The sequence below is a fragment of the Burkholderia aenigmatica genome, assembly GCF_902499175.1.
In the GTDB taxonomy this organism is placed as follows: Bacteria; Pseudomonadota; Gammaproteobacteria; order Burkholderiales; family Burkholderiaceae; genus Burkholderia; species Burkholderia aenigmatica.
In genome coordinates, this window is record NZ_CABVQC010000108.1 from 1 (window position 1) to 19,015 (window position 19,015).

Sequence of the window (19,015 nt, forward strand, 5' to 3'; positions counted from 1 at the left end):
TCGGTGCGCGGCGCGCGCGGACTCACGCAATGGGCGATCGCGCAGCTGCTCGCGGTGATGTCGGATCTCACTGAGTCCGAACGGCGCAAGCTGGCCAGTACGTCGATCTACGTGTCGCCGGAAGAGGCACGGATGCGGCGCGAGGCGGCGAAGTACCACGCCCGGCTGACGAGAAAAACCTCTGCTAGAGAGAACGATCAACTGGTGGGTTGGGGGATGCGCCGCCCAAACCCTAGCACAAAATAAAATTGTCGCCGTTTGCGAAGTAAAAAAATTTCACTTCGACGCCCGGGCCGCAATGAATGCAATTTTCATGAGACTTATTCGCCCGTTCGTTCAGATCATCGGTAACGTTTGCGTTTGCGGTGCTGCCGACGACGCGGACAGGTGGCGTTGGTAATAAATAAATCCACGACGAGCGAAACGGCTTGCGACAACTCGCAGTTATCCGAGCCCGTTTGATGACGCACACATGACGTTTACTTCATCTTAATGTCATTATTTGCGGGCCCGTAGCCGGTCCGTGGGCCACATCATGCGCTGGCAAATGACGCGACATGTTGTGCACAACTTAGAGAGTTAAGATTTTCGGTGCTCAGCATTTCCATCGGTATCCTCGGGCATATGTACTGCTCGGTATCGGCGGGCCATTATCACTGATACTAGCGAATCGTGCCCTGCGACTTCCGGTGATGGCCCTACTTCGACGGAGGCGATATGGAAAGCATTGCAAACTTGAAGGGTGAGCGACCGCGAGCGCGCTTGACGAGCCTTAGGAGAATTGTGCGACTCCCGCTACTGGGTCTGATGGTGGGAACATTCTTGGGCCCTACTATGGCGTTCGCGAGCGCGCCCGGTCGTGGAATTACAGCGGAATTTGAAGTCGCGCTAATGGAGCAGGTAATAGATCATCATTATTCTGCACTCAGAATGACCGAGCTCGCCGCAGGCACGGATACTCGGCGGAGTACCGAACTGTCTGCATATGAAGGGACATCGCCGACGCCGTCCTATCCGGCGACAAACGCGAAGGCCTCAATGGTAGAGATTAGGTCTAGTGCGCGGATGGAAAACCGTGGTCAGCGCGAACAGATCATTCAGCTTCAAAAGTTTCTGCGTGTCTGGTACGGAGTCAACTACCAGCCGAAGGTCCGTTCAGAACAACAAGCAGCAATTGCAATACTTGAGCATGCGCAACCAGGCAGAGCATTTGACCACGCGTACCTCGAGATATTCGCCCGGCACCATTATGAGCTTTTTGAACCGCTGAATGCTTGCATGACCGGTGTTGACCGGCGTCATGATGCTCTGATTCGGCTGTGTTCCGAAATGTGGCATGCACAGACATCGGCGGTCGACGAGATGCGTGAACTGCTGGAGCAGGATTTTGGGGTTGTCGATTATCAGCCGTTCAGCGATGCCCGACCGCTTCAGACCGAGCATGCGAGTCCTCGGGGACAACACAGTGGGGGCGACTGATCCGCCGGGTGGATAGACAATTTCCGTCTGAACTGCCCGAAGATGCCGCCGCACGCCGCATTATCGGGAGCGCAACGTGTGCGTGGGATCGAACGAATGAGCATGGCACCGCACATCCGTAATTGCGATCCGGGGTCAGCATTAGTGCGTACCGGAACCGGAGAGAACCACGCGATGTTCCTCGCCGATGGCCACCGTCCAATGGCCATTTATGCCCGACGTTGATACCGGTGATGAAACGATAAAAAGTACGCGATGGCGCGGGAGCAAAGGACAGCAGACGATCAATTTACCGACGGCTTTCGCGCCGACGCGGAAGCCGTCGTCCTTCATTTTGTGGTCCGAGTCTATTGTGCCATCGAGCGGCACTCTTGGGTACATCTTCGACATGCGAGTGCGCATTCCTTGCAATGTTCGTGAGGGTGCTTCTCGCACTCGGCCGCGCAAGCTTCGCAGATATTTGCACAGCTCGAACATAGCGCCTTTGTTTGCCCGCTTCCGCGCGCCATCGCGCCCGACGCGAGTCGGCAGAAGGCCGCGCAATCGAGGTCTAGTTTGATGCAATCCGCGAGTTGCGCAACTTCACTCTCATTGAGGCATGCAGTTGCACAGTGATAGCATGCGGCTGCGCAATCATCGCAGGCGGAGATGCCGGACTGATACTGTTGGTGTGCCATTTGATTCTCCTTGACTGGGCTGCCCGGATCGGGCCGGGCGCATCGCGCAAGCGCCGTACCCAAATCCAAGACGAACGCGTGACCGTGCACGTGTTGACTGCATGTTTAAGGGCGGAAACATAAGTACAATTCCGATGCAAGCGCCGGTACGGGCGGACTATAATGCGCGTTATGAAATTGCTCCGGACCTTCATCCTCTTGCTGCTTTGCGCGATGCTGCCCATTAGCGGGCTGGCAGCGAGTGGCTTGACGGGCGACTGTCCGATGCAGCAAACCATGTCCATGAACACGGACTCGAGCATGTCAGCCGATATGCCCGGCTGCGACTTGATGAAGTCGGCATCCGCCGGCCACGCCAAAATGAAGGGCGTCTTCTGTAAAGTGACCGCCCAGTGCCAGTTCGGCAGCCTTTACCACCCAACGGTGCAGGTCAGTGTCAGTCGGCCGGCTGCGCTCGTCAGCCCGGTCATTTTCCACTACGCCGACTCCCTCCCGAGCCGTGACCCGAACGGGTTGTGGCGACCTCCGCGTCTCGTCTGATCCCACGCTGACAGGTTCACCGCGTATGCGGTGAGGTTCGTCCTTTGCCAGGACGTGGAATCCCTATGGGATTCCGTCGTTGGGGTTAGAACATGCCATTCATTTTCGGCACGCCGCGGGGTCGGCGAGCTTCGATGCGCGCGCATTCTCTTGTTGCCGCGCTACTGCTTGCGGGCGTCGTTCACGCCGAGCAAGCACCTTTCACGCTCGACGCCGCGCTGCAATCGGCGACCGACCATTCCGCATCGATGCAGGCGGCGCAGGCGTCCGTTCGCGCCAGCTCCGAGGCGGCCGTCAAGGCCGGCCAGTTGCCCGACCCGATGCTCTCGGCCGGTGTCGACAACTTGCCGATCAATGGCGCGCAGCGCTTCACGATCGGCCAGGACTTCATGACGATGCGCCGCATTGGCATCCAGCAGGAGTGGGTGTCGGGCAAGAAGCGGCAACTGCGTTCAGCGCTGGCCGATGAAATGGTCGGTCGCGAGCGAGCCGGTTATCTGATGCAACTCGCGACGGTCCGTCAGCAAACCGCGACGGCGTGGCTGAACGCCGTCTACGCCAAGCAGGCGGTCGCGCTTCAACAGGCTTTGCTTGACCACATGACGCACGAACTGGCAGCCACGAAAGCGTCCTACCGTGGAGCGAAGGCGAGCGCTGCCGACGTCGTTCAGGCGCAAGCGATGCTGGCGCAAACCCAGGATCAGGTTCTCAAGGCGCAGCAGACCTACCAGACGGCGCTGATCGGCCTGTCGCGCTGGACTGCCGTACCGGTGTCAGACGTGACGGGGGAGCCGCCGGCGCCCGAATCGTTCGTCTCCGCGCTGCCGCCGGACGAACTGCGCATTGCGCACCCGACACTCGTGGCGGCATCCGACGACGTGGCGGTGGCCGAGGCGGATACCGCGGTGGCCAGCAGCGAGCGCAGCCCGAACTGGACGTGGCAAATCGCCTATCAGCAACGTGGCGGGGCCTATTCGAACATGGTGTCGATCGGGGTCACGATTCCGCTGCCGCTCAATCGGAAGAATCTTCAGGACCGTGATCTCGCGCAGAAGACCGAACTTGCGACGAAGGCGCGGCTGACCTACGAGGACACGCTGCGCCAGGTGCAGGCGGACATCCGCACGCAGTCCGCGACGCTGGCAAGCGGGCGCGAGCGCATCGCCAACCTGAGCCAGTCGCTGCTGCCGGCCGCCGATCAGCGCGTGCAGCTTGCCAACGCGGCTTATCGCGCCGGAAGCGGCTCGCTCGCGGATACGTTCGCGGCCCGACGCGCCCAACTGGAAGCGCAACTGCAAGTGCTCGACCTCAAGCGCGAGGTATCGCAAACCTGGGCACAACTCGAATATCAGGTCGTGCCATCGACGATGGCCGCCGCACAGTGAAGGAGAACAACATGACGAAGACCACGCTCGTGCGCGCAGTGTTGATGCTGTTTGCCGGGGCGGCCCTGCTCGGCGCCGGCTACTTTGCGGGTACTCGACACGCAGGCGACGGCTTTCCGACCAGCGCTGCCGCGCCATCGATGTCCGCGGCGGGCGACAAGATCGACCCGAAAACCGGCCGAAAAGTACTGTACTGGCACGATCCGATGGTGCCGAACCAGCACTTCGACAAGCCGGGCAAATCGCCCTTCATGAACATGCAGCTCGAACCCGTCTTCGCGGACGAAGGTGGCGGATCGAGCGGCATCAAGATTGACCCGGGCTTGCAGCAGAATCTCGGCATACGCTACGCGACCGTCCGTCGCCAGGATACGGCCGGTGGCTTCGATGCGGTTGGCACGACGCAGTTTGACGAGTCGAGAGCGGACGTCATTCAGTCGCGTGTCACCGGCTACATCGATCACCTGTATGCCAGCGCGCCGATGCAACGCGTCGCGAAGGGCGCGCCGATCGCGTCGCTATTCGTGCCGGATTGGCTCGCGCCGCAGGAGGAATATCTCGCTCTCAAGCGCGGCGGGATGGATCATAGTCTGCTCGATGCATCACGTGCGCGCATGCGCGCGCTGTCGATTCCCGACGGCATGATCGCGGCGCTCGACCGTACCGGCAAGGCGCAAACGCACCTCACGCTGGCATCGCCGGAAGCGGGTGTCGTCAGCGAACTGAACGTGCGCGACGGTGCGATGGTCGCGCCGGGGCAGACGCTCGCGAAGATTTCGGGCCTCTCGAAGCTCTGGCTGATCGTCGAGATTCCGGAAGCGCTCGCGCTCGATGCGCGTCCGGGCATGACCGTCGACGCGACGTTCTCGGGCGATCCGACGCAGCATTTCACCGGGCGTATCCGCGAGATCCTGCCGGGCATCACCACCAGTAGCCGCACGCTTCAGGCGCGCCTTGAAATCGACAACAGTGCGCTCAAGCTGACGCCCGGCATGCTGATGCGCGTGCGCGTCGGCGGCCAGAAGGCCGTGTCGCGGTTGCTCGTGCCGTCCGAAGCGGTCATCACGACCGGCAAGCGTTCGATCGTCATCGTCAAAAACAGCGACGGCCGTCTGCAGCCCGCGTCGGTGACGGTCGGCAACGACGTCGGCAACGAAACCGAAGTGCTGAGCGGCCTGAACGACGGCGACACCGTCGTCGCGTCCGGTCAGTTCCTGATCGATTCGGAAGCCAGCCTGAAGTCCGTGCTGCCGCGGCTGGAGGGCGGGAAGGGTGCCGGTGCGGCGACAGCGGCGTCCGCGCCGGCAGCCGCTTCACCAACCTACGAGACCACCGGCAGGGTCGAAAAGGTGACTGCGGCCGACATGACGTTCTCGCATCAGCCGGTTCCCGCGCTTGGTTGGGGCGCGATGACGATGACGTTCAACAAGCCGGCGTCGAACGCCTTTCCGGACGTGAAGGTTGGCCAGGCCGTGCACTTCGCCTTCAAGCAGACGGATGACGGCTACCAACTGACGAAGGTTGAGCCGGCCGGAGGCGTCCAATGATCGCGCATCTCATACGGTGGTCCATTCGCAACCGGTTCATGGTGCTGCTCGTGACCATCCTCGTCGCGGCGTGGGGTGTCTACTCGCTCAAGGAGACGCCGCTCGATGCGCTGCCCGACCTGTCGGACACGCAGGTCATCATCAAGGCGTCGTATCCAGGCAAGGCACCGCAGGTGATCGAGGATCAGGTGACCTATCCGTTGACGACCACGCTGCTCGGCGTGCCCGGCGCCAAGACCATCCGCGCGTATTCGTCATTCGGGGATGCGTTCGTCTACGTGCTGTTCGATGACAAGACCGATCAGTATTGGGCGCGCTCGCGCGTGCTGGAATACTTAAATCAGGTGCAAAGCCGCCTTCCGCAGGGTGCGACGGTGTCGCTCGGCCCAGATGCGACCGGTGTCGGTTGGGTGTACGAGTACGCGCTCGTCGACAAGACCGGACAGCACGATCTCGGGCAACTGCGCGCGCTGAACGACTGGTTCCTGAAGTTCGAGCTGAAGGCCGTGCCGGACGTGTCTGAGGTCGCCAGCATCGGCGGGATGGTGCGCCAGTACCAGGTCGTGCTCGATCCGGACAAGCTGCGCGCGTACGGCATCACGCAGTCGATGGTGGCCGACGCGCTCGGCAAGGCCAATCAGGCGTCGGGCGGCTCGGTCGTCGAACTCGCCGAGTCGGAATACATGGTGCGCTCGTCCGGCTATCTGCGCTCGCTCGACGACTTCCGCCACGTCGTGCTGCGCACGAACGAAGCGGGTACCCCGGTACTGCTCGGCGACGTCGCGCGCATCCAGATCGGCCCGGAGATGCGCCGCGGCATCGCCGAATTGAACGGCGAGGGCGAGGTCGCGGGCGGGGTCATCGTGATGCGCTCCGGCAAGAACGCCCTGACGACCATCGACGCGGTCAAAGCGAAGCTCGCCGAGCTGAAGCGCTCGCTGCCGCCCGGCGTCGAAGTCGTCACGACGTACGACCGCTCGCAACTCATCGAACGCGCGGTGGACAACCTGAAGGACAAGCTGATCGAGGAATTCATCGTCGTCGGGTTGGTATGCGCAGTGTTCCTGTTCCACCTGCGCAGCGCATTCGTCGCAATCCTGTCGCTGCCGCTCGGTGTGTTGGCCGCATTCATCGTGATGCGCTACCAAGGCGTGAACGCGAACCTGATGTCGCTGGGCGGTATCGCGATCGCGATCGGCGCGATGATCGACGCGGCGATCGTGATGATCGAGAACGCGCACAAGCATCTTGAGGCCTACGAACATGCCCATCCTCGCGTGCCGATAAACGCAGCGCAGCGCTGGGAACTGATTGCCGCGTCCGCGGCGGAAGTCGGGCCGGCGCTGTTCTTCTCGCTGCTGATCATCACGCTGTCGTTCATCCCGGTCTTCTCGCTCGAAGGGCAGGAGGGCAAGCTGTTCTCGCCGCTGGCGTTCACGAAGACCTATACGATTGCGGCCGCAGCCGGGCTGTCGGTCACGCTGGTGCCGGTGCTCATGGGCTACCTGATCCGCGGCCGCATTCCGCATGAGAACGCGAACCCGATCAACCGCGTGCTGATCCGGCTGTACCGGCCACTGCTCGAAGCGACTCTGCGTCGCCCATGGTTGACGATCGGTTTTGCCGTCGTCGCACTGGCCCTGACGGCGATTCCGGTGTCGCGACTAGGGGGCGAGTTCCTGCCGCCGCTCGATGAGGGCGACTTGCTGTACATGCCGACCGCGCTGCCGGGCATTTCGGCTCAAAAGGCGTCCGAACTACTGCAGCAGACCGACCGGCTCATCAAGACAGTGCCGGAGGTCGCGACCGTGTTCGGTAAGTCCGGCCGCGCCGACACGGCCACGGACCCGGCGCCGCTCGAGATGTTCGAGACGACGATCCAGTTCAAGCCTCGCAGTCAATGGCGGCCCGGCATGACACCCGAGAAGCTGGTCGACGAGCTGGACCGGACCGTCAAGGTGCCGGGCCTGTCGAACGTATGGGTGCCGCCGATCCGCAACCGGCTCGACATGCTGTCCACCGGCATCAAGACACCCGTCGGGGTCAAGATTTCCGGACCTGACCTGACGCAGATCGACACGATCGCGACGCAGGTCGAAGCTGCGGTGAAGCACGTGCCGGGCGTGACGTCCGCGCTGGCGGAGCGTCTGAACGGTGGACGGTACATCGACGTCGACATCGATCGGCTTGCGGCCGCGCGATACGGCCTATCCGTCATGGACATCCAGTCCGTCGTGTCGTCGGCTGTGGGGGGAGAGAACGTTGGCGAGGTAATTGCCGGGCGCGAACGCTTCCCGATCAATATCCGTTATCCGCGCGAAGTCCGCGATTCGCTCGAGAAGCTGCGGCAGTTGCCGATCGTCACGGATCGGGGCGCGCAAATCCAGCTCGGCGACGTCGCGCATGTCACGATCGCCGACGGGCCGCCGATGATCCGCAGCGAGAACGCACGGCTGTCCGGCTATGTGTACGTCGACATCCGCAATACGGACCTCGAATCGGCCGTGCAGGCGATGCAGAAGGCCGTCGCGCAGCAGGTGAAGCTGCCGCCCGGCTATTCGATCGCATGGTCCGGACAGTTCGAGTACCTGGAGCGGGCGGCGGCGAAGTTGCGCACCGTCATTCCGGTCACGCTCGTCGTGATCTTCGTGCTGCTGTTCCTGACGTTCAATTCGGCGGCCGACGCATTGCTGCTGATGTCGACCGTGCCGTTCGCACTGGTGGGCGGCCTCTGGTTCATCTGGGGCCTGGGCCACGCGGTGTCGGTCGCCACCTCGGTCGGCTTCATCGCGCTGGCGGGCGTCGCGGCAGAGTTCGGCGTCGTGATGCTGCTGTACCTGAAGGGTGCGTTGAACGGTCGGCTCGAAGCCGGCGCGCCATTCACGGAGGCCGTGCTGGCCGACGCGATTCGTGAAGGGGCGGTGCTGCGCGTACGACCCAAGGCGATGACTGTTGCCGTCGTGCTGTCCGGCCTTGTGCCGATCATGATCGGGCACGGCGCCGGTTCTGAAGTCATGCAGCGTATCGCTGCGCCGATGGTGGGCGGTATGGTCACCGCGCCGCTGCTGTCGATGTTCGTCATTCCGGCAGCCTGGTTCCTGTTGCAGCGTCGTCGTGCGCGCAAGGTGGACCAGGCGGGAATTCACCAAGCAGTTCCTTCCGGCACGAAGGTGCCTTCAATCCAATCTGGAGAAGCTCAATGAAGAAATTTGTCATTACTGCCGCTGCAGTTTGTGCAATGGGCGCGTTCGCATCGTCGGCATTCGCCGGCGACGACATGTCCGGCAAGGGGATGTCGATGAAACCGTCCGCATCGAAGAAAGCCTCGGAGTCGGCACTGACCGATGCGGAGGTGATGAAGGTCGATGCCGCAACCGGCATGGTCACGCTCAAGCATGGCGAATTCGCCAATATCGGCATGGCCGCGATGACGATGGCGTACAAGGCCAAGGACGCCGCGATGGTCAAGCAGGCTCACCAGGGTGACAAGGTCAAGGTGCGCGTCGAGGATGTCGGCGGCACCCTGACCATCGTGAAAATGGTGAAGCAATCGTCTTGATGGGGTAAAGCCGTGCCTGCGGGCCGGCCATCGATGGCCGGTCCCGCATGCGGCGTCTCTGAATGGAGGCGGCAGTGCACACATGGCATTCCACGGCGAGGGCGTTCGGTGGACGCTGGGCGCATGCGCTCGTGCTGCGCATCGCGCTTGGCGTGCTGTTGATGCTGGCATCGTTCGCCGCCCACGCGCTCGGCGAGGCCGATCTTCTACCGCCTGAGAGTGCCTTTCCTCTGAAGGTGTCGCTCGGCGGGCCGCAGCAAGTCGATCTCGACTTCGATACCCATCCGGGATACTACCTTTATCGAGACCGCTTCAGCTTCGCGGCGGACGGTGTGCCGGTCAAGCCCGACGCGCTGCCGCCGGGCGAGGTCAAGAAGGATCCGACGTTTGGCATGGTCACGGTATACCACCGGCCGCTACATCTTCGCATTACGCTGCCTCGTGCCGTCGCAGCAGGCAGTGTCACGTTGTCGGTCACCTCGCAAGGATGTGCGGACGCGGGCGTCTGCTATCCGCCATTGATGCGCACCTTCCGGATTGCCACAGATGGAACGGTGACGCGTGTGGCCACCGGCGATGATGCCGGGGCGGCTGCTGCTCAGACCGGCGGCTCGAGAAGTCATTCGACACTCTCGGTGTTCGGAATCCATCTGCGTCCGGCAAACGGAATCAGCCTGCCCGAAATCGCCGGTTTTCTGCTTGGCGGTCTGCTGATGGCGGCCACGGTCTGCATGTATCCGCTGATTCCGATCGTTGCAGCCGTTATCGGCGCGGGCGCGCGACCGGCTTCGCTGTGGCGCGGCTTCAGACTATCGTTCGTCTACGTGCAGGGACTCGCGCTCACCTACGCCGGTGCCGGCACCGTCGCGGCGCTCGCGGGTATGCCGCTCGTCGCATTGACGCAGCGGAGCTGGGTGCTGGCCGCGTTCGGTGCGCTGATGGTCGTATTTGCGCTCGGCATGTTCGGCGTGTTCCGGCTGCAGATGCCCGTCAACTGGCAGACCCGCTTCGCGAACTGGAGCCGCCGGCTGCCGGGCGGGCGCGCGGGCCCCGTGTTCGTGATGGGCATGCTGTCCGCGCTGATCGTCGGTCCGTGCTCCACGCCGGTGCTCGCGGGTGCGCTGCTCTATATCGCGAACAGTCGCGACCTGATCGGTGGTGCGGCGGCGCTTTACGCAATGGCGATCGGCATGGGGCTGCCGTTGCTCGCGTTCGGCACGTTTGGCTCGCACGTATTGCCGAAAGCCGGCCGTTGGATGATCCCCGTGCAGCATACGCTTGGATTCATGCTGTTGGCCGCGGCGCTCTGGTTTGTCTATTCGCTGTTGCCTGATTGGCTGTTGATGATGGTGCTCGCGATGCTGTTCGCGAGCGCGGGCATGACGCTGCGGGGGATCGATCCGTTGCCGCCGAACGCGCACGGCATCCAGCGGATCGGTAAGGCTCTCGGTGTGTTGCTGTTGGTAGTGGGCGTCGCAGAGCTAGTCGGCGTCGCATCAGGCCACTTCGATGCGTTACGGCCACTGGGCGGCTTCATGCAGATGTCTGTTCCAGCGAGCAGGCCAACCCAGGCGAGCGCGCGCTTCGAATCGATACGCTCGAATGCCGAACTGGACCGCGCGCTCGCGGACGCGCGCGGTCGGCCCATGATGATCGATTTCTATGCCGACTGGTGCATCACGTGCAAAGAGCTCGAACGCTTCACGTTCAGTGATTCGGTAAGCGACTCGGCCCGACCGTTTCCCGATGCTGATTTTGCTGGCGCATGATAGTCGCGTTTAGATTGACGGAGACGGTCAGCTATGCCGAATGCAGCGCGCCCGGCCCATCGCACGTATGCGCGGGCATTCAAACAGCAAGTGATCAGGGAAACGTTGGAACCAGGCATGTCGGTGTCGATCGTCGCGCGGCGGCACGACATCAACGCCAACGTCGTGTTCGGGTGGCGCAAGCAATATCGGGAAGGCAAGCTGGAACTGCCGGGACTCGAAGCTGCGCCGTCGGCCATGACAGGCACGGAGTTGCTGAGCGTTGACGTGATCGATTCGGTGTTGATGCTGCCAGCGCCGCAGCCTACGGGAAACGCGACGTCGAAGGTGACAAGCGGCGTACCGATGCCGACGCCCGTGTGCGAGATCGAGGTGGAGATCGGCAAGCGGCGCGTGAAGATTCGCGGCCTGTCTGCTGAGCGGGCCGAAGCGTTCCTGCAGGAATGCCTGAAGTGATCACATTGCCGGCCGGCACCCGCATCTGGCTTGCTGCGGGCGTCACGGACATGCGCTGCGGCTTCCAGGGGCTTGCCACGAAGGTACAGGCGACGCTCGAGGAGAATCCGTTGTGCGGCCATGTGTTCATCTTCCGCGGACGTCGAGGCGATCTCGTGAAGCTGCTTTGGGCCACCGACGACGGGCTCTGGCTGCTGTCGAAGCGATTGGAACGCGGCCGCTTCATCTGGCCGCAAGCCGATGGCGGCAAGATCTCGCTCACGGTCGCGCAGTTGTCGATGCTTCTCGAAGGCATCGATTGGCGGCAGCCCCGCCGTACGGCACCTCTGTCGATGCTGTAGGTGTTGTAAACCGCTCGGGAGGCTCGTAAACTCCGGCGCATGCCGAATCTCGACGATCTGCCCGACGATGTCGCTGCACTGAAGGCCATGCTGGCTGAGGCTCGCGCGTCGGCCATCGAACGGGAACTCGAGATCGAACAGCTGCGCCGCGACATCGCCGCAAGCGATCTCGAGATCACACGGTTGAAGCTCCTGATCGACAAGCTCAAGCGAATGCACTTCGGCCGCAAGTCGGAACAACTTGCCCGAGAGATCGAGAAGCTTGAGCTCCGGCTTGAGGATTTGGCCGCAGGCAGCGGTGTCGCCGACGTTCAGCACACAAAGGTCCGACGAGAAAGGTCCACGACTAGCAGCGATCCGGCCGTACGTGAGCCGCTGCCACCGCACCTTACGCGAGAAGATCGCGTGCTCAAACCGGATTCGATCTGCCCCAAGTGTGAAGGTGCTATGCAGTGCCTCGGCGAGGACGTCTCGGAACAGCTCGCCCGTGTTGCGGCGATGTTCAAGGTGATCCGCACGATCCGGCACAAGACGGTCTGTCCGGCCTGCGGCCACATCGCGCAGCCACCGATGCCGGGACTGCCGATCGAGCGCAGTATCGCGCATCCGAGCTTGCTTGCCGACATTCTGGTGTCGAAGTACGCAGATCATGCGCCGCTGTACCGACAATCGGAAATTGCGGCGCGCGACGGGGTGACGCTTGACCGCGCCAGCATGGGTCGCTGGGTCGGACAGTGTGAGGCGCTCTGCCGCCCGCTGACCGACGCGCTGCGCCGGTATACGATGGCGGGCACGAAGTTGCACGCGGACGACACGCCGATCCCCGTGCTCGCGCCAGGCAACAAGAAGACGAAGACCGGGCGACTCTGGGTGTACGTGCGCGACGACAGCCGTTCGGGCTCGACGGAGCCGGCTGCGGTGTGGTTCGCGTACTCGTGCGATCGCAAAGGCATCCATCCTCAGACGCATCTCGCCGGATTCGAAGGCATCCTGCAAGCCGATGCCTACGGCGGCTTCGACGAGTTGTACGTAAGTGGCAAGATCCGCGAGGCTGCTTGTTGGGACCACGCGCGGAGAAAGTACTACGAGATCCACGCGAGCACACCGACGGACGAGACCCAGAAACTGCTCGAGATGATCGGCGAGTTCTACGGCATTGAAACCGACATCCGCGGCAAGCCGCCCGATGAACGGCAGCGCGTGCGGCGTGAGAAAAGCAAGCCGCTGCTGGACGCCTTCGAAACGAGAATCCGGGCCAAGCTCGCGACGCTGTCGCGCAAGTCGGAGCTGGCCGGCGCGATCCAGTACTCGCTGAATCACTGGACTGCGCTGACGCTGTTCTGCGAGGATGGGCAAGCCGAGATCAGCAACGCGTTGGCAGAAAACGCCCTGCGTTGCGTGAGCCTCGGGAGAAAGAACTTCCTGTTCGCTGGTTCCGACAGCGGGGGTGAGCGGGCCGCCGCGATGTACAGCTTGATTGGTGCGTGCAAACTCAATGGCATCAACCCGCGCGCCTATCTGGAATACGTCTTGACCCACATCGCTGATCACGTCATCACCCGCGTCGACGAACTGCTGCCTTGGAATGTGGTCGACAAGCTGACGTCGGTCAGCTCGCATGGCACTGCCTGACTGCTTCATAGATCCAGATAGATCGTGCCCATGATCCACGATCGTGGGCACGATCTCACGTGATCCTCACGGAACTCCCCAAGCTCTCACATCATGCCCCATGCGCGCGCGAATATGGAACTGGTCGCGCCGAGCCGCTTACGCTTGATCGGCACGACCTGCAGGTGCTCGCAGGTGCGAACGCACTTCGCTCGCTCGCCGGCGATAACCGACGCGACGCGCTCTGGCTGGCTGCCGCTGCCGTGCCTGATCGAGATCTGCTGCGCGGCACCGAATGTGACGACGCGGCGCCGGCATTGCCTCGGGCATCGGAGGGTCACGAGATCGTGACGGACTATCGAGCGATGGGCTTCACGCTCGGCCGGCATCCGCTGGCGCTGCTGCGCGATCGCCTCGCGCTGGATCACCTGCAGTCGGCAGAGCAACTGGCGACGTTGCGCAGCGGCCAGCTCGCGCGCGCGTGCGGATTGGTCACGGTGCGGCAGCGGCCGGGCACGGCGAACGGCGTGCTGTTCATGACGCTCGAGGACGAGACCGGCCAGGTCAACGTGATCCTCTGGCCCGGTCTGCTGGAGAAATTTCGGAAGGAGGCGCTCGGCGCCGCGTTGCTCGCGGTCTACGGCGTGTGGCAGGCCGAAGGGAACGTGCGGCATCTGATCGCCAGCAATCTCGTCGACAGGAGCGAGTTGCTCGGTGCACTGCCAACGACGTCAAGGGAGTTTTGCTAACGCTTACGCGTTCTCCATGACGATACTAAAGCGGCGTCTTGTATGCGCTGTGCCAAATCGTGAGGGCACCCCCTAGCTTAGCGCAAGCTTCACCGCGATATTGCACACCGAACCTAAAAGACTCGCGAATCTTTCGGGCCACCCCATGTGATCGACAAGCCATCAGGATTGAAGTCAGCGGCAATTTTTCCCCCGTCATCCTTATAAACCTCCAGCTCGTCGATAAATCCATTTTTCAATATCAATACGAAATTAATATATGGCCCATAATTTCGCACTGTGTCGACATCCTCTTGGACAGCCGTTATCAGAGGTCCGGTCGCGTCACCGTATTTTTTATCACTGCTTGTCACGAGGCGGAGCGATCCCTCTTCATCAATTGGACTTGCGCGTGCAGCTAATATCTGTGCCATTAAGATATCGCCATTCGGCACCCCACAGGTCGCCATCCTGCGCAAGAGGGCGACTTCCAATTGACTCAGCTCTCGAAACTGAGAAATATTCATTCGCAAACTCCCAATGCCCGTCCCACATAGAAATTTAAGTGTTTAATACGGAATCCCAGATGGCCGATAAAAGTACGTTCCAATATTTACATCACCAGACGGTAACGGAAAGACGCGATAAATATAGTTCGGTGTGACGCCCCAAAATGGGCCACCCACATCCCCTATTGGAGGAAGATGGGCGCCGATCTCTGCGCGCGCGGCATCCGGATCGCTTACGTGTCTGTCGCCGTGCCCCCATATATAACTACCCGCAAGTTGAAACGAATCCGTACCTACGATCGTGCCAGTCAATCCGTCCGGGTCGGACCGATTGACCGGGTTGTTTCCGACATATGCATACAGGTTTTGATCATCGCGACTGCCAACAGGGTCGGTCTGGAAGAATCGTCCCAGCCCCGGTGAATAGAACCTCGCTTTATAATAGTACAGTCCGAGCGAACCGATCAGTTGCTGCCCCGTGTAGCGGAACCGCGTGCCACTCGTTGCGTTCGGCTCACCAAACGGACCGTAGGTATAGATTGCCGTTTTGGCCCCCGATGTATTCGCCGTCGCGACGACGCTCCCCAGTTGATCCGTGTAGAACCAATTCTTGTTCGTGGTCCCTGATCCTTCGTACCAAACGAGCGGATTGTCTGCACCGGAACCATGAACATAGCGCCGGAGGATATTGCCCGACGAATCGTATTCGGCGACGAGTTTCGTGTCGTCGTACAGCATGTTCGTCGTGAGACTGCCAAGACCGTTCGGTTCAACAGTCTGGCGCAGGCGACCTTCTGCGTCGTACGCAAGACTCACTGTTGAGAACAATCCAGTAGTACCAGATACGAGGCGATTGTCGAGATCGTAACCATACGACCAACCGCTGTAGCTAGCCACGTTTCCGTTGTTGTCGTACCCGACAGAACCGCCAGCAGCCGTCGTGTAACGATTCAGGCCATCCGCGGTATAACTCTGGCTACCGGTCGTTCCACCGCTCCACTGGTACGCGAGGTTGCTCGGTGTGACGCTGGTTACATCCAGAATTTGATTACGTGCGTATACGAACTGCACCTGGTCGCCCGGCGCAGTCAACGCATTCGTCAGCGTTGCTAGCCCACCTTGATTGTCGTACCCGCGTTGAATCGACGTTCCATTCGCGAACGTGAGGGTGGTAGCCCGGCTCAGGTCGTCATAGGTGTACGTTGCGAGTGCTGTGCTTCCGTTCTCCTTGATCACACTCGGCCGATTCAACGCATCGTAGCTGGTAGTCGTATTGAACCCATCCGGCCACGTCGTCTGGGTCCGATTTCCTGCGGCATCGTACTGGAAATTGAGCGTTCTTCCCCCCGCCGTCGTGTTGAGCAATCGACCTGCGTTGTCCCAAGCATAGGACACCGCGTAACTGCCGTTCGCGTACTGCGACGCGGTGCGTAGTCCGCGCAGGTCATAACCGAACTGAACATTGTTAGCGCTGCTCGGATAGGTACGTGCGGTCAGGCGGTTCAGGTTATCCCAGGTCTGGGTGATCGTGCCCCCGCTACGTCTGCGGATGGTAACCACGTTCCCGTTCGGATCGTAGGTATAGCCGTCGTAATCATTGCTGTTCGCCGAGCCTGGTGTGTTGGCCAGCGGGTAGTATCGGTTCGTCAGACGGTCGAAACCATTGTATGCATAGACGGTCAGATTGTTCTTCGCATCAGCGCTCGAATTGAGTTTACCGTTCGGCGTATAGGTGTATTGCACATAGTTCTGTTGCTGCGCCGTGCCTGTCGCTTTCTGGATGGTGTTGATCGAATCGTCGACGTTGTACACCGTCGTCGTCACTCTGTTCCCCCCGTCTGCAGCGGCAAGATACTGCGTTTGCTGATATGGCCGATCGAGATCGTCATATGCCGTGTCGGTGATCGGCACTGGTGCTGCCTCTGTTGGGCAAGTCGTCGCCGATGCAGTCAGCGAAGGGCCCCATGCCCGGATAACTTTTCCTGTCGCACTGTACCGCGAGCAGTTTGTCAACCATTGAGCGCCGATCTGCCGGGCGACAGCAATTGGCCGGCCGTCCGCATCATAGGTGGTCTGAGTTTGCTTCCCCAGCGCATCCGTGACCACGGTCGGGCGCCGTTCGCTGTCGTAGCTAGTCGTCACCGTATCGGTCACGTCAGTACGCGGCCCGTCCACCACGGTCAGGTTGCCGATGTCGTCATAGGTGTACGTGGTCGTGAGATTCAGTGTTCCCGTGCCGGCGTCGACTGTCGTGGTCGCGGGCACTTCGTGGTGCGCCCAATCATAGGTCCGCGTCGTCGCAGTGGAATTCGATGCGCTCGTCTTGACCGTCGTCTTCCACAAGAGATACATCGTCGGGAAGCCCGTCGGTGTCCAGGAATAGTAATCATAGGCTGTCCATGGCGCTACCCCGCTCGCGTCAACCGGCGAGGTAACGGTCGCGATGTCGCCCCAGGGCGCATAGGTGTACGTCGTGGCATTGCCTCGCGCATCGGTTTCAGTTGCAACCTTGTTGTAGGCACTCTCATAGGTGAAGCTTCGAGTGAGCGGTGCGAGACCTGAGCCGGATGGTGCGAACTGCGTGATCGACTTCACGTTCTGCGTGCAGCGTTTCTCCGAGCTCGCACAGGATGCATCGTCGTACGTGTACGAGAAGCCATTCCCCTGAGGCAAAGTCTTGGTAATCAGCCGCCCCTGTCCGTCGTAAGCGAATTGGGTGACGTTGAACAGCGGATCCGCTTGCTGCAACACATTCCCGAGCACATCGAGATAGCTGAGCCTCGTGATACCACCCGGCGCAGATTCAAGAGCTCGCGATCCAGCGAAATAGTAGCTGTATGTCTTGCCTCGCGCGTTCGTCTGCGTTTGGACTCGTCCAAGGCTGTCATAGACGTTCGTCACGCCGGCGGTGGACGGGAAGCTCGGATAAAAGATTTGCGTTATCTGACCGGGCAACCCATAGCCGTATGTCGTGCTCTTCGACAACGTGTCGGTGAAGGTCGTCAGATTGCCATTCGCGTCGTAGCCATATTGAACCGTTCGAGCGCCGTCAGAGACCTGGCTAATCCGTCCGTTCGTATAGCTGAAATTTAGTGTGCGCCAGAAGCCGTTGCTGACGCTGGTCAAGTTGCTTCCGGTGTAGCTGTAGTTGACCTGCGTGCCGTTGGCGTCTTTGTAGGTATCGATGTTCCCCGACGAATTGAAGTGCATCGAGTTATGGTGAACGGTGTCGTACGTGTAAGTGCCATCCCCGTTCAGTATCAGCTTCGAAGAATTCCCCGGGGGTGGGTTGAAACTACCGTCCGGCAACTTCACGAACACCTCGCCATTCAGACCTTGTGTGACGATCACGGTATTGTTGATCAGCTGATCGCCGAACCACCGTTGCCCCAAAGTCGCAATGACCAATTTTTCAATCGGGTGTGACGCATCAGTAAGCAGATCCGACGACGCCTTCATCTCGACCAACGCGGCTACCGCATCGAGCGCTGAATCTTCCCCCATTCCCTGATAACCGTCGGAATTTACCTTTGCGGTCACGCTGAAGTTGTGAGCCCAGCCCTTCCCAAGCACACTGTCCTGATTCTTGGCGCTCGAACTATATATGCGGCTGAAGGTGAGGCGCTGCGGAAAGAGGCCCACACCTGACGATAGGTCATCGCGGCTGTACGTAAAATTCCCGGCCGCCAGGCCGATGGGGTCGGCAACGAAATTGAATGGCTCGCCTTGGAGAGACGTCCCACCTTGGAGAGACGGCGCAAATCGGAAGCTGCCATCGCTTAGGACGGTCACCGGAAGGTTGTACATCGAAGGCGGAAACGGCGACGCGACCTGCGCCAACGGGGAAAGGGTGGAGAGAAACTGACCCAGGGTCATGTATCCTCCGGCGAGGTTCCCCGTGATCAACGCACCCAGAAATACGGGGCTCTGCACGTAGTAGCCAGCACCCGTCCAGCTGTTCTCAGTCAGATCACAGTGTTGCGGCAAAACCAGGCTGAACCCGCTAGACAGGTAAGAACTGAAGGTGCCGTAGTAAGCGCTGCAATTCACCAAATTCGGTTGAACGGCGGTAGCATAGTTTGCCGATGTTGCGTTGTAGATCGGCTGCCCGGCCGCCGCAGCCGTATCGATCAACTTCACCGTAGACGCCGCTGAAACAGAACTGATCTGTTGCACAACAGTCGATTCCAAAATGCTCGAGTGCATCCCCTGTAGGAAAAAGGCCATGGTCTCGCTATTCGAGTCACCAGAGACGCTCGCCACTGAAAATGTGCCGCCGGGCAGGTCCACGTAGGAGGACGCACCGGTATAACCTGCAACACCGATATCGTGATGAACTGAACCGCACCGAGTTTTGTGGAGGCTCCAACTCTTGAGAGAATGGAGCCATGAACAAGAAGCCAAGCAAGTTTTC

14 protein-coding genes and 2 pseudogenes are annotated in these 19,015 nt (G+C 60.9%); 12 read left to right on the plus strand and 4 right to left on the minus strand.

Features of this window, described 5'->3' with window-relative positions; all coding sequences use genetic code 11:
• Both BDO18943_RS40675 and BDO18943_RS40680 read left to right on the plus strand, forming a co-directional pair.
• Nucleotides 1-246, plus strand: a pseudogene (locus tag BDO18943_RS40675) (hypothetical protein); the annotation flags it as partial.
• A 645-nt stretch (nucleotides 247-891) separates the two neighbouring features.
• The gene (locus BDO18943_RS40680) at nucleotides 892-1,479 is read left to right on the plus strand and encodes a DUF305 domain-containing protein (RefSeq protein ID WP_226206519.1); all 588 of its coding nucleotides are present in this window, start codon (nucleotides 892-894) and stop codon (nucleotides 1,477-1,479) included.
• A 141-nt stretch (nucleotides 1,480-1,620) separates the two neighbouring features.
• On the opposite strand, the gene BDO18943_RS40685 is transcribed toward BDO18943_RS40680, so the two are convergent.
• Nucleotides 1,621-1,869, minus strand: a complete 249-nt coding sequence (locus BDO18943_RS40685) for a hypothetical protein (protein ID WP_146125846.1) — start codon at nucleotides 1,867-1,869, stop codon at nucleotides 1,621-1,623.
• On the minus strand, nucleotides 1,827-2,156 hold the full coding sequence (locus tag BDO18943_RS42895; RefSeq protein ID WP_080289672.1) for a four-helix bundle copper-binding protein: 330 nt from the start codon (nucleotides 2,154-2,156) through the stop codon (nucleotides 1,827-1,829). Before BDO18943_RS42895 ends, BDO18943_RS40685 begins: the two co-directional genes overlap by 43 nt.
• Nucleotides 2,157-2,327: 171 nt before the next feature.
• Here BDO18943_RS42895 and BDO18943_RS40690 point away from each other — a divergent pair, with 171 nt between their 5' ends.
• The 10 genes and pseudogenes from BDO18943_RS40690 to BDO18943_RS40735 form a co-directional block, all read left to right on the plus strand.
• Nucleotides 2,328-2,696 carry a hypothetical protein gene (locus BDO18943_RS40690; protein ID WP_027810170.1) on the plus strand — a complete coding sequence of 123 codons (369 nt, stop codon included), beginning with the start codon at nucleotides 2,328-2,330 and terminating at the stop codon, nucleotides 2,694-2,696.
• A 92-nt stretch (nucleotides 2,697-2,788) separates the two neighbouring features.
• Nucleotides 2,789-4,081, plus strand: a complete 1,293-nt coding sequence (locus BDO18943_RS40695; RefSeq protein WP_027810171.1) for a TolC family protein — start codon at nucleotides 2,789-2,791, stop codon at nucleotides 4,079-4,081.
• Between the two features lie 11 nt (nucleotides 4,082-4,092).
• The gene (locus tag BDO18943_RS40700; RefSeq protein WP_027810172.1) at nucleotides 4,093-5,628 is read left to right on the plus strand and encodes an efflux RND transporter periplasmic adaptor subunit; all 1,536 of its coding nucleotides are present in this window, start codon (nucleotides 4,093-4,095) and stop codon (nucleotides 5,626-5,628) included.
• A complete protein-coding gene (locus tag BDO18943_RS40705) occupies nucleotides 5,625-8,831 on the plus strand; it encodes an efflux RND transporter permease subunit (protein ID WP_027810173.1) in 3,207 nt (1,068 codons plus the stop codon). Before BDO18943_RS40700 ends, BDO18943_RS40705 begins: the two co-directional genes overlap by 4 nt.
• Nucleotides 8,828-9,187, plus strand: a complete 360-nt coding sequence (locus BDO18943_RS40710; RefSeq protein WP_027810174.1) for a copper-binding protein — start codon at nucleotides 8,828-8,830, stop codon at nucleotides 9,185-9,187. The genes BDO18943_RS40705 and BDO18943_RS40710 overlap by 4 nt, the downstream gene beginning before the upstream one ends.
• Before the next feature lie 62 nt (nucleotides 9,188-9,249).
• Nucleotides 9,250-10,956 (plus strand): protein-disulfide reductase DsbD, encoded by a 1,707-nt coding sequence (gene dsbD / locus BDO18943_RS40715; RefSeq protein WP_080353683.1) that lies wholly within the window; start codon nucleotides 9,250-9,252, stop codon nucleotides 10,954-10,956.
• A 33-nt stretch (nucleotides 10,957-10,989) separates the two neighbouring features.
• Entirely contained in the window at nucleotides 10,990-11,412 is a 423-nt protein-coding gene (locus tag BDO18943_RS43020) for a transposase (RefSeq protein WP_027813735.1), read from the plus strand.
• Nucleotides 11,409-11,753 carry an IS66 family insertion sequence element accessory protein TnpB gene (gene tnpB / locus BDO18943_RS40725; RefSeq protein ID WP_027813734.1) on the plus strand — a complete coding sequence of 115 codons (345 nt, stop codon included), beginning with the start codon at nucleotides 11,409-11,411 and terminating at the stop codon, nucleotides 11,751-11,753. Before BDO18943_RS43020 ends, tnpB begins: the two co-directional genes overlap by 4 nt.
• Before the next feature lie 39 nt (nucleotides 11,754-11,792).
• A complete protein-coding gene (gene tnpC / locus BDO18943_RS40730) occupies nucleotides 11,793-13,385 on the plus strand; it encodes an IS66 family transposase (protein WP_027813733.1) in 1,593 nt (530 codons plus the stop codon).
• A gap of 143 nt (nucleotides 13,386-13,528) precedes the next feature.
• Nucleotides 13,529-14,113, plus strand: a pseudogene (locus tag BDO18943_RS40735) (OB-fold nucleic acid binding domain-containing protein); the annotation flags it as partial.
• A gap of 113 nt (nucleotides 14,114-14,226) precedes the next feature.
• On the opposite strand, the gene BDO18943_RS40740 reads toward BDO18943_RS40735, so the two are convergent.
• Nucleotides 14,227-14,619, minus strand: a complete 393-nt coding sequence (locus BDO18943_RS40740) for a hypothetical protein (RefSeq protein WP_143277549.1) — start codon at nucleotides 14,617-14,619, stop codon at nucleotides 14,227-14,229.
• A 42-nt stretch (nucleotides 14,620-14,661) separates the two neighbouring features.
• Nucleotides 14,662-18,891 carry an RHS repeat-associated core domain-containing protein gene (locus BDO18943_RS40745; RefSeq protein WP_235996320.1) on the minus strand — a complete coding sequence of 1,410 codons (4,230 nt, stop codon included), beginning with the start codon at nucleotides 18,889-18,891 and terminating at the stop codon, nucleotides 14,662-14,664.
• Nucleotides 18,892-19,015: the final 124 nt, after the last annotated feature.

Coding starts and splice junctions, on each gene's coding strand:
- BDO18943_RS40680 (WP_226206519.1), top strand. CDS start 892: ATGGAGCAGGTAATAGATCATCATTATTCTGCACTCAGAATGACCGAG.
- BDO18943_RS40685 (WP_146125846.1), bottom strand. CDS start 1,869: ATGTCGAAGATGTACCCAAGAGTGCCGCTCGATGGCACAATAGACTCG.
- BDO18943_RS42895 (WP_080289672.1), bottom strand. CDS start 2,156: ATGGCACACCAACAGTATCAGTCCGGCATCTCCGCCTGCGATGATTGC.
- BDO18943_RS40690 (WP_027810170.1), top strand. CDS start 2,328: ATGAAATTGCTCCGGACCTTCATCCTCTTGCTGCTTTGCGCGATGCTG.
- BDO18943_RS40695 (WP_027810171.1), top strand. CDS start 2,789: ATGCCATTCATTTTCGGCACGCCGCGGGGTCGGCGAGCTTCGATGCGC.
- BDO18943_RS40700 (WP_027810172.1), top strand. CDS start 4,093: ATGACGAAGACCACGCTCGTGCGCGCAGTGTTGATGCTGTTTGCCGGG.
- BDO18943_RS40705 (WP_027810173.1), top strand. CDS start 5,625: ATGATCGCGCATCTCATACGGTGGTCCATTCGCAACCGGTTCATGGTG.
- BDO18943_RS40710 (WP_027810174.1), top strand. CDS start 8,828: ATGAAGAAATTTGTCATTACTGCCGCTGCAGTTTGTGCAATGGGCGCG.
- dsbD (WP_080353683.1), top strand. CDS start 9,250: ATGGAGGCGGCAGTGCACACATGGCATTCCACGGCGAGGGCGTTCGGT.
- BDO18943_RS43020 (WP_027813735.1), top strand. CDS start 10,990: ATGCCGAATGCAGCGCGCCCGGCCCATCGCACGTATGCGCGGGCATTC.
- tnpC (WP_027813733.1), top strand. CDS start 11,793: ATGCCGAATCTCGACGATCTGCCCGACGATGTCGCTGCACTGAAGGCC.
- BDO18943_RS40740 (WP_143277549.1), bottom strand. CDS start 14,619: ATGAATATTTCTCAGTTTCGAGAGCTGAGTCAATTGGAAGTCGCCCTC.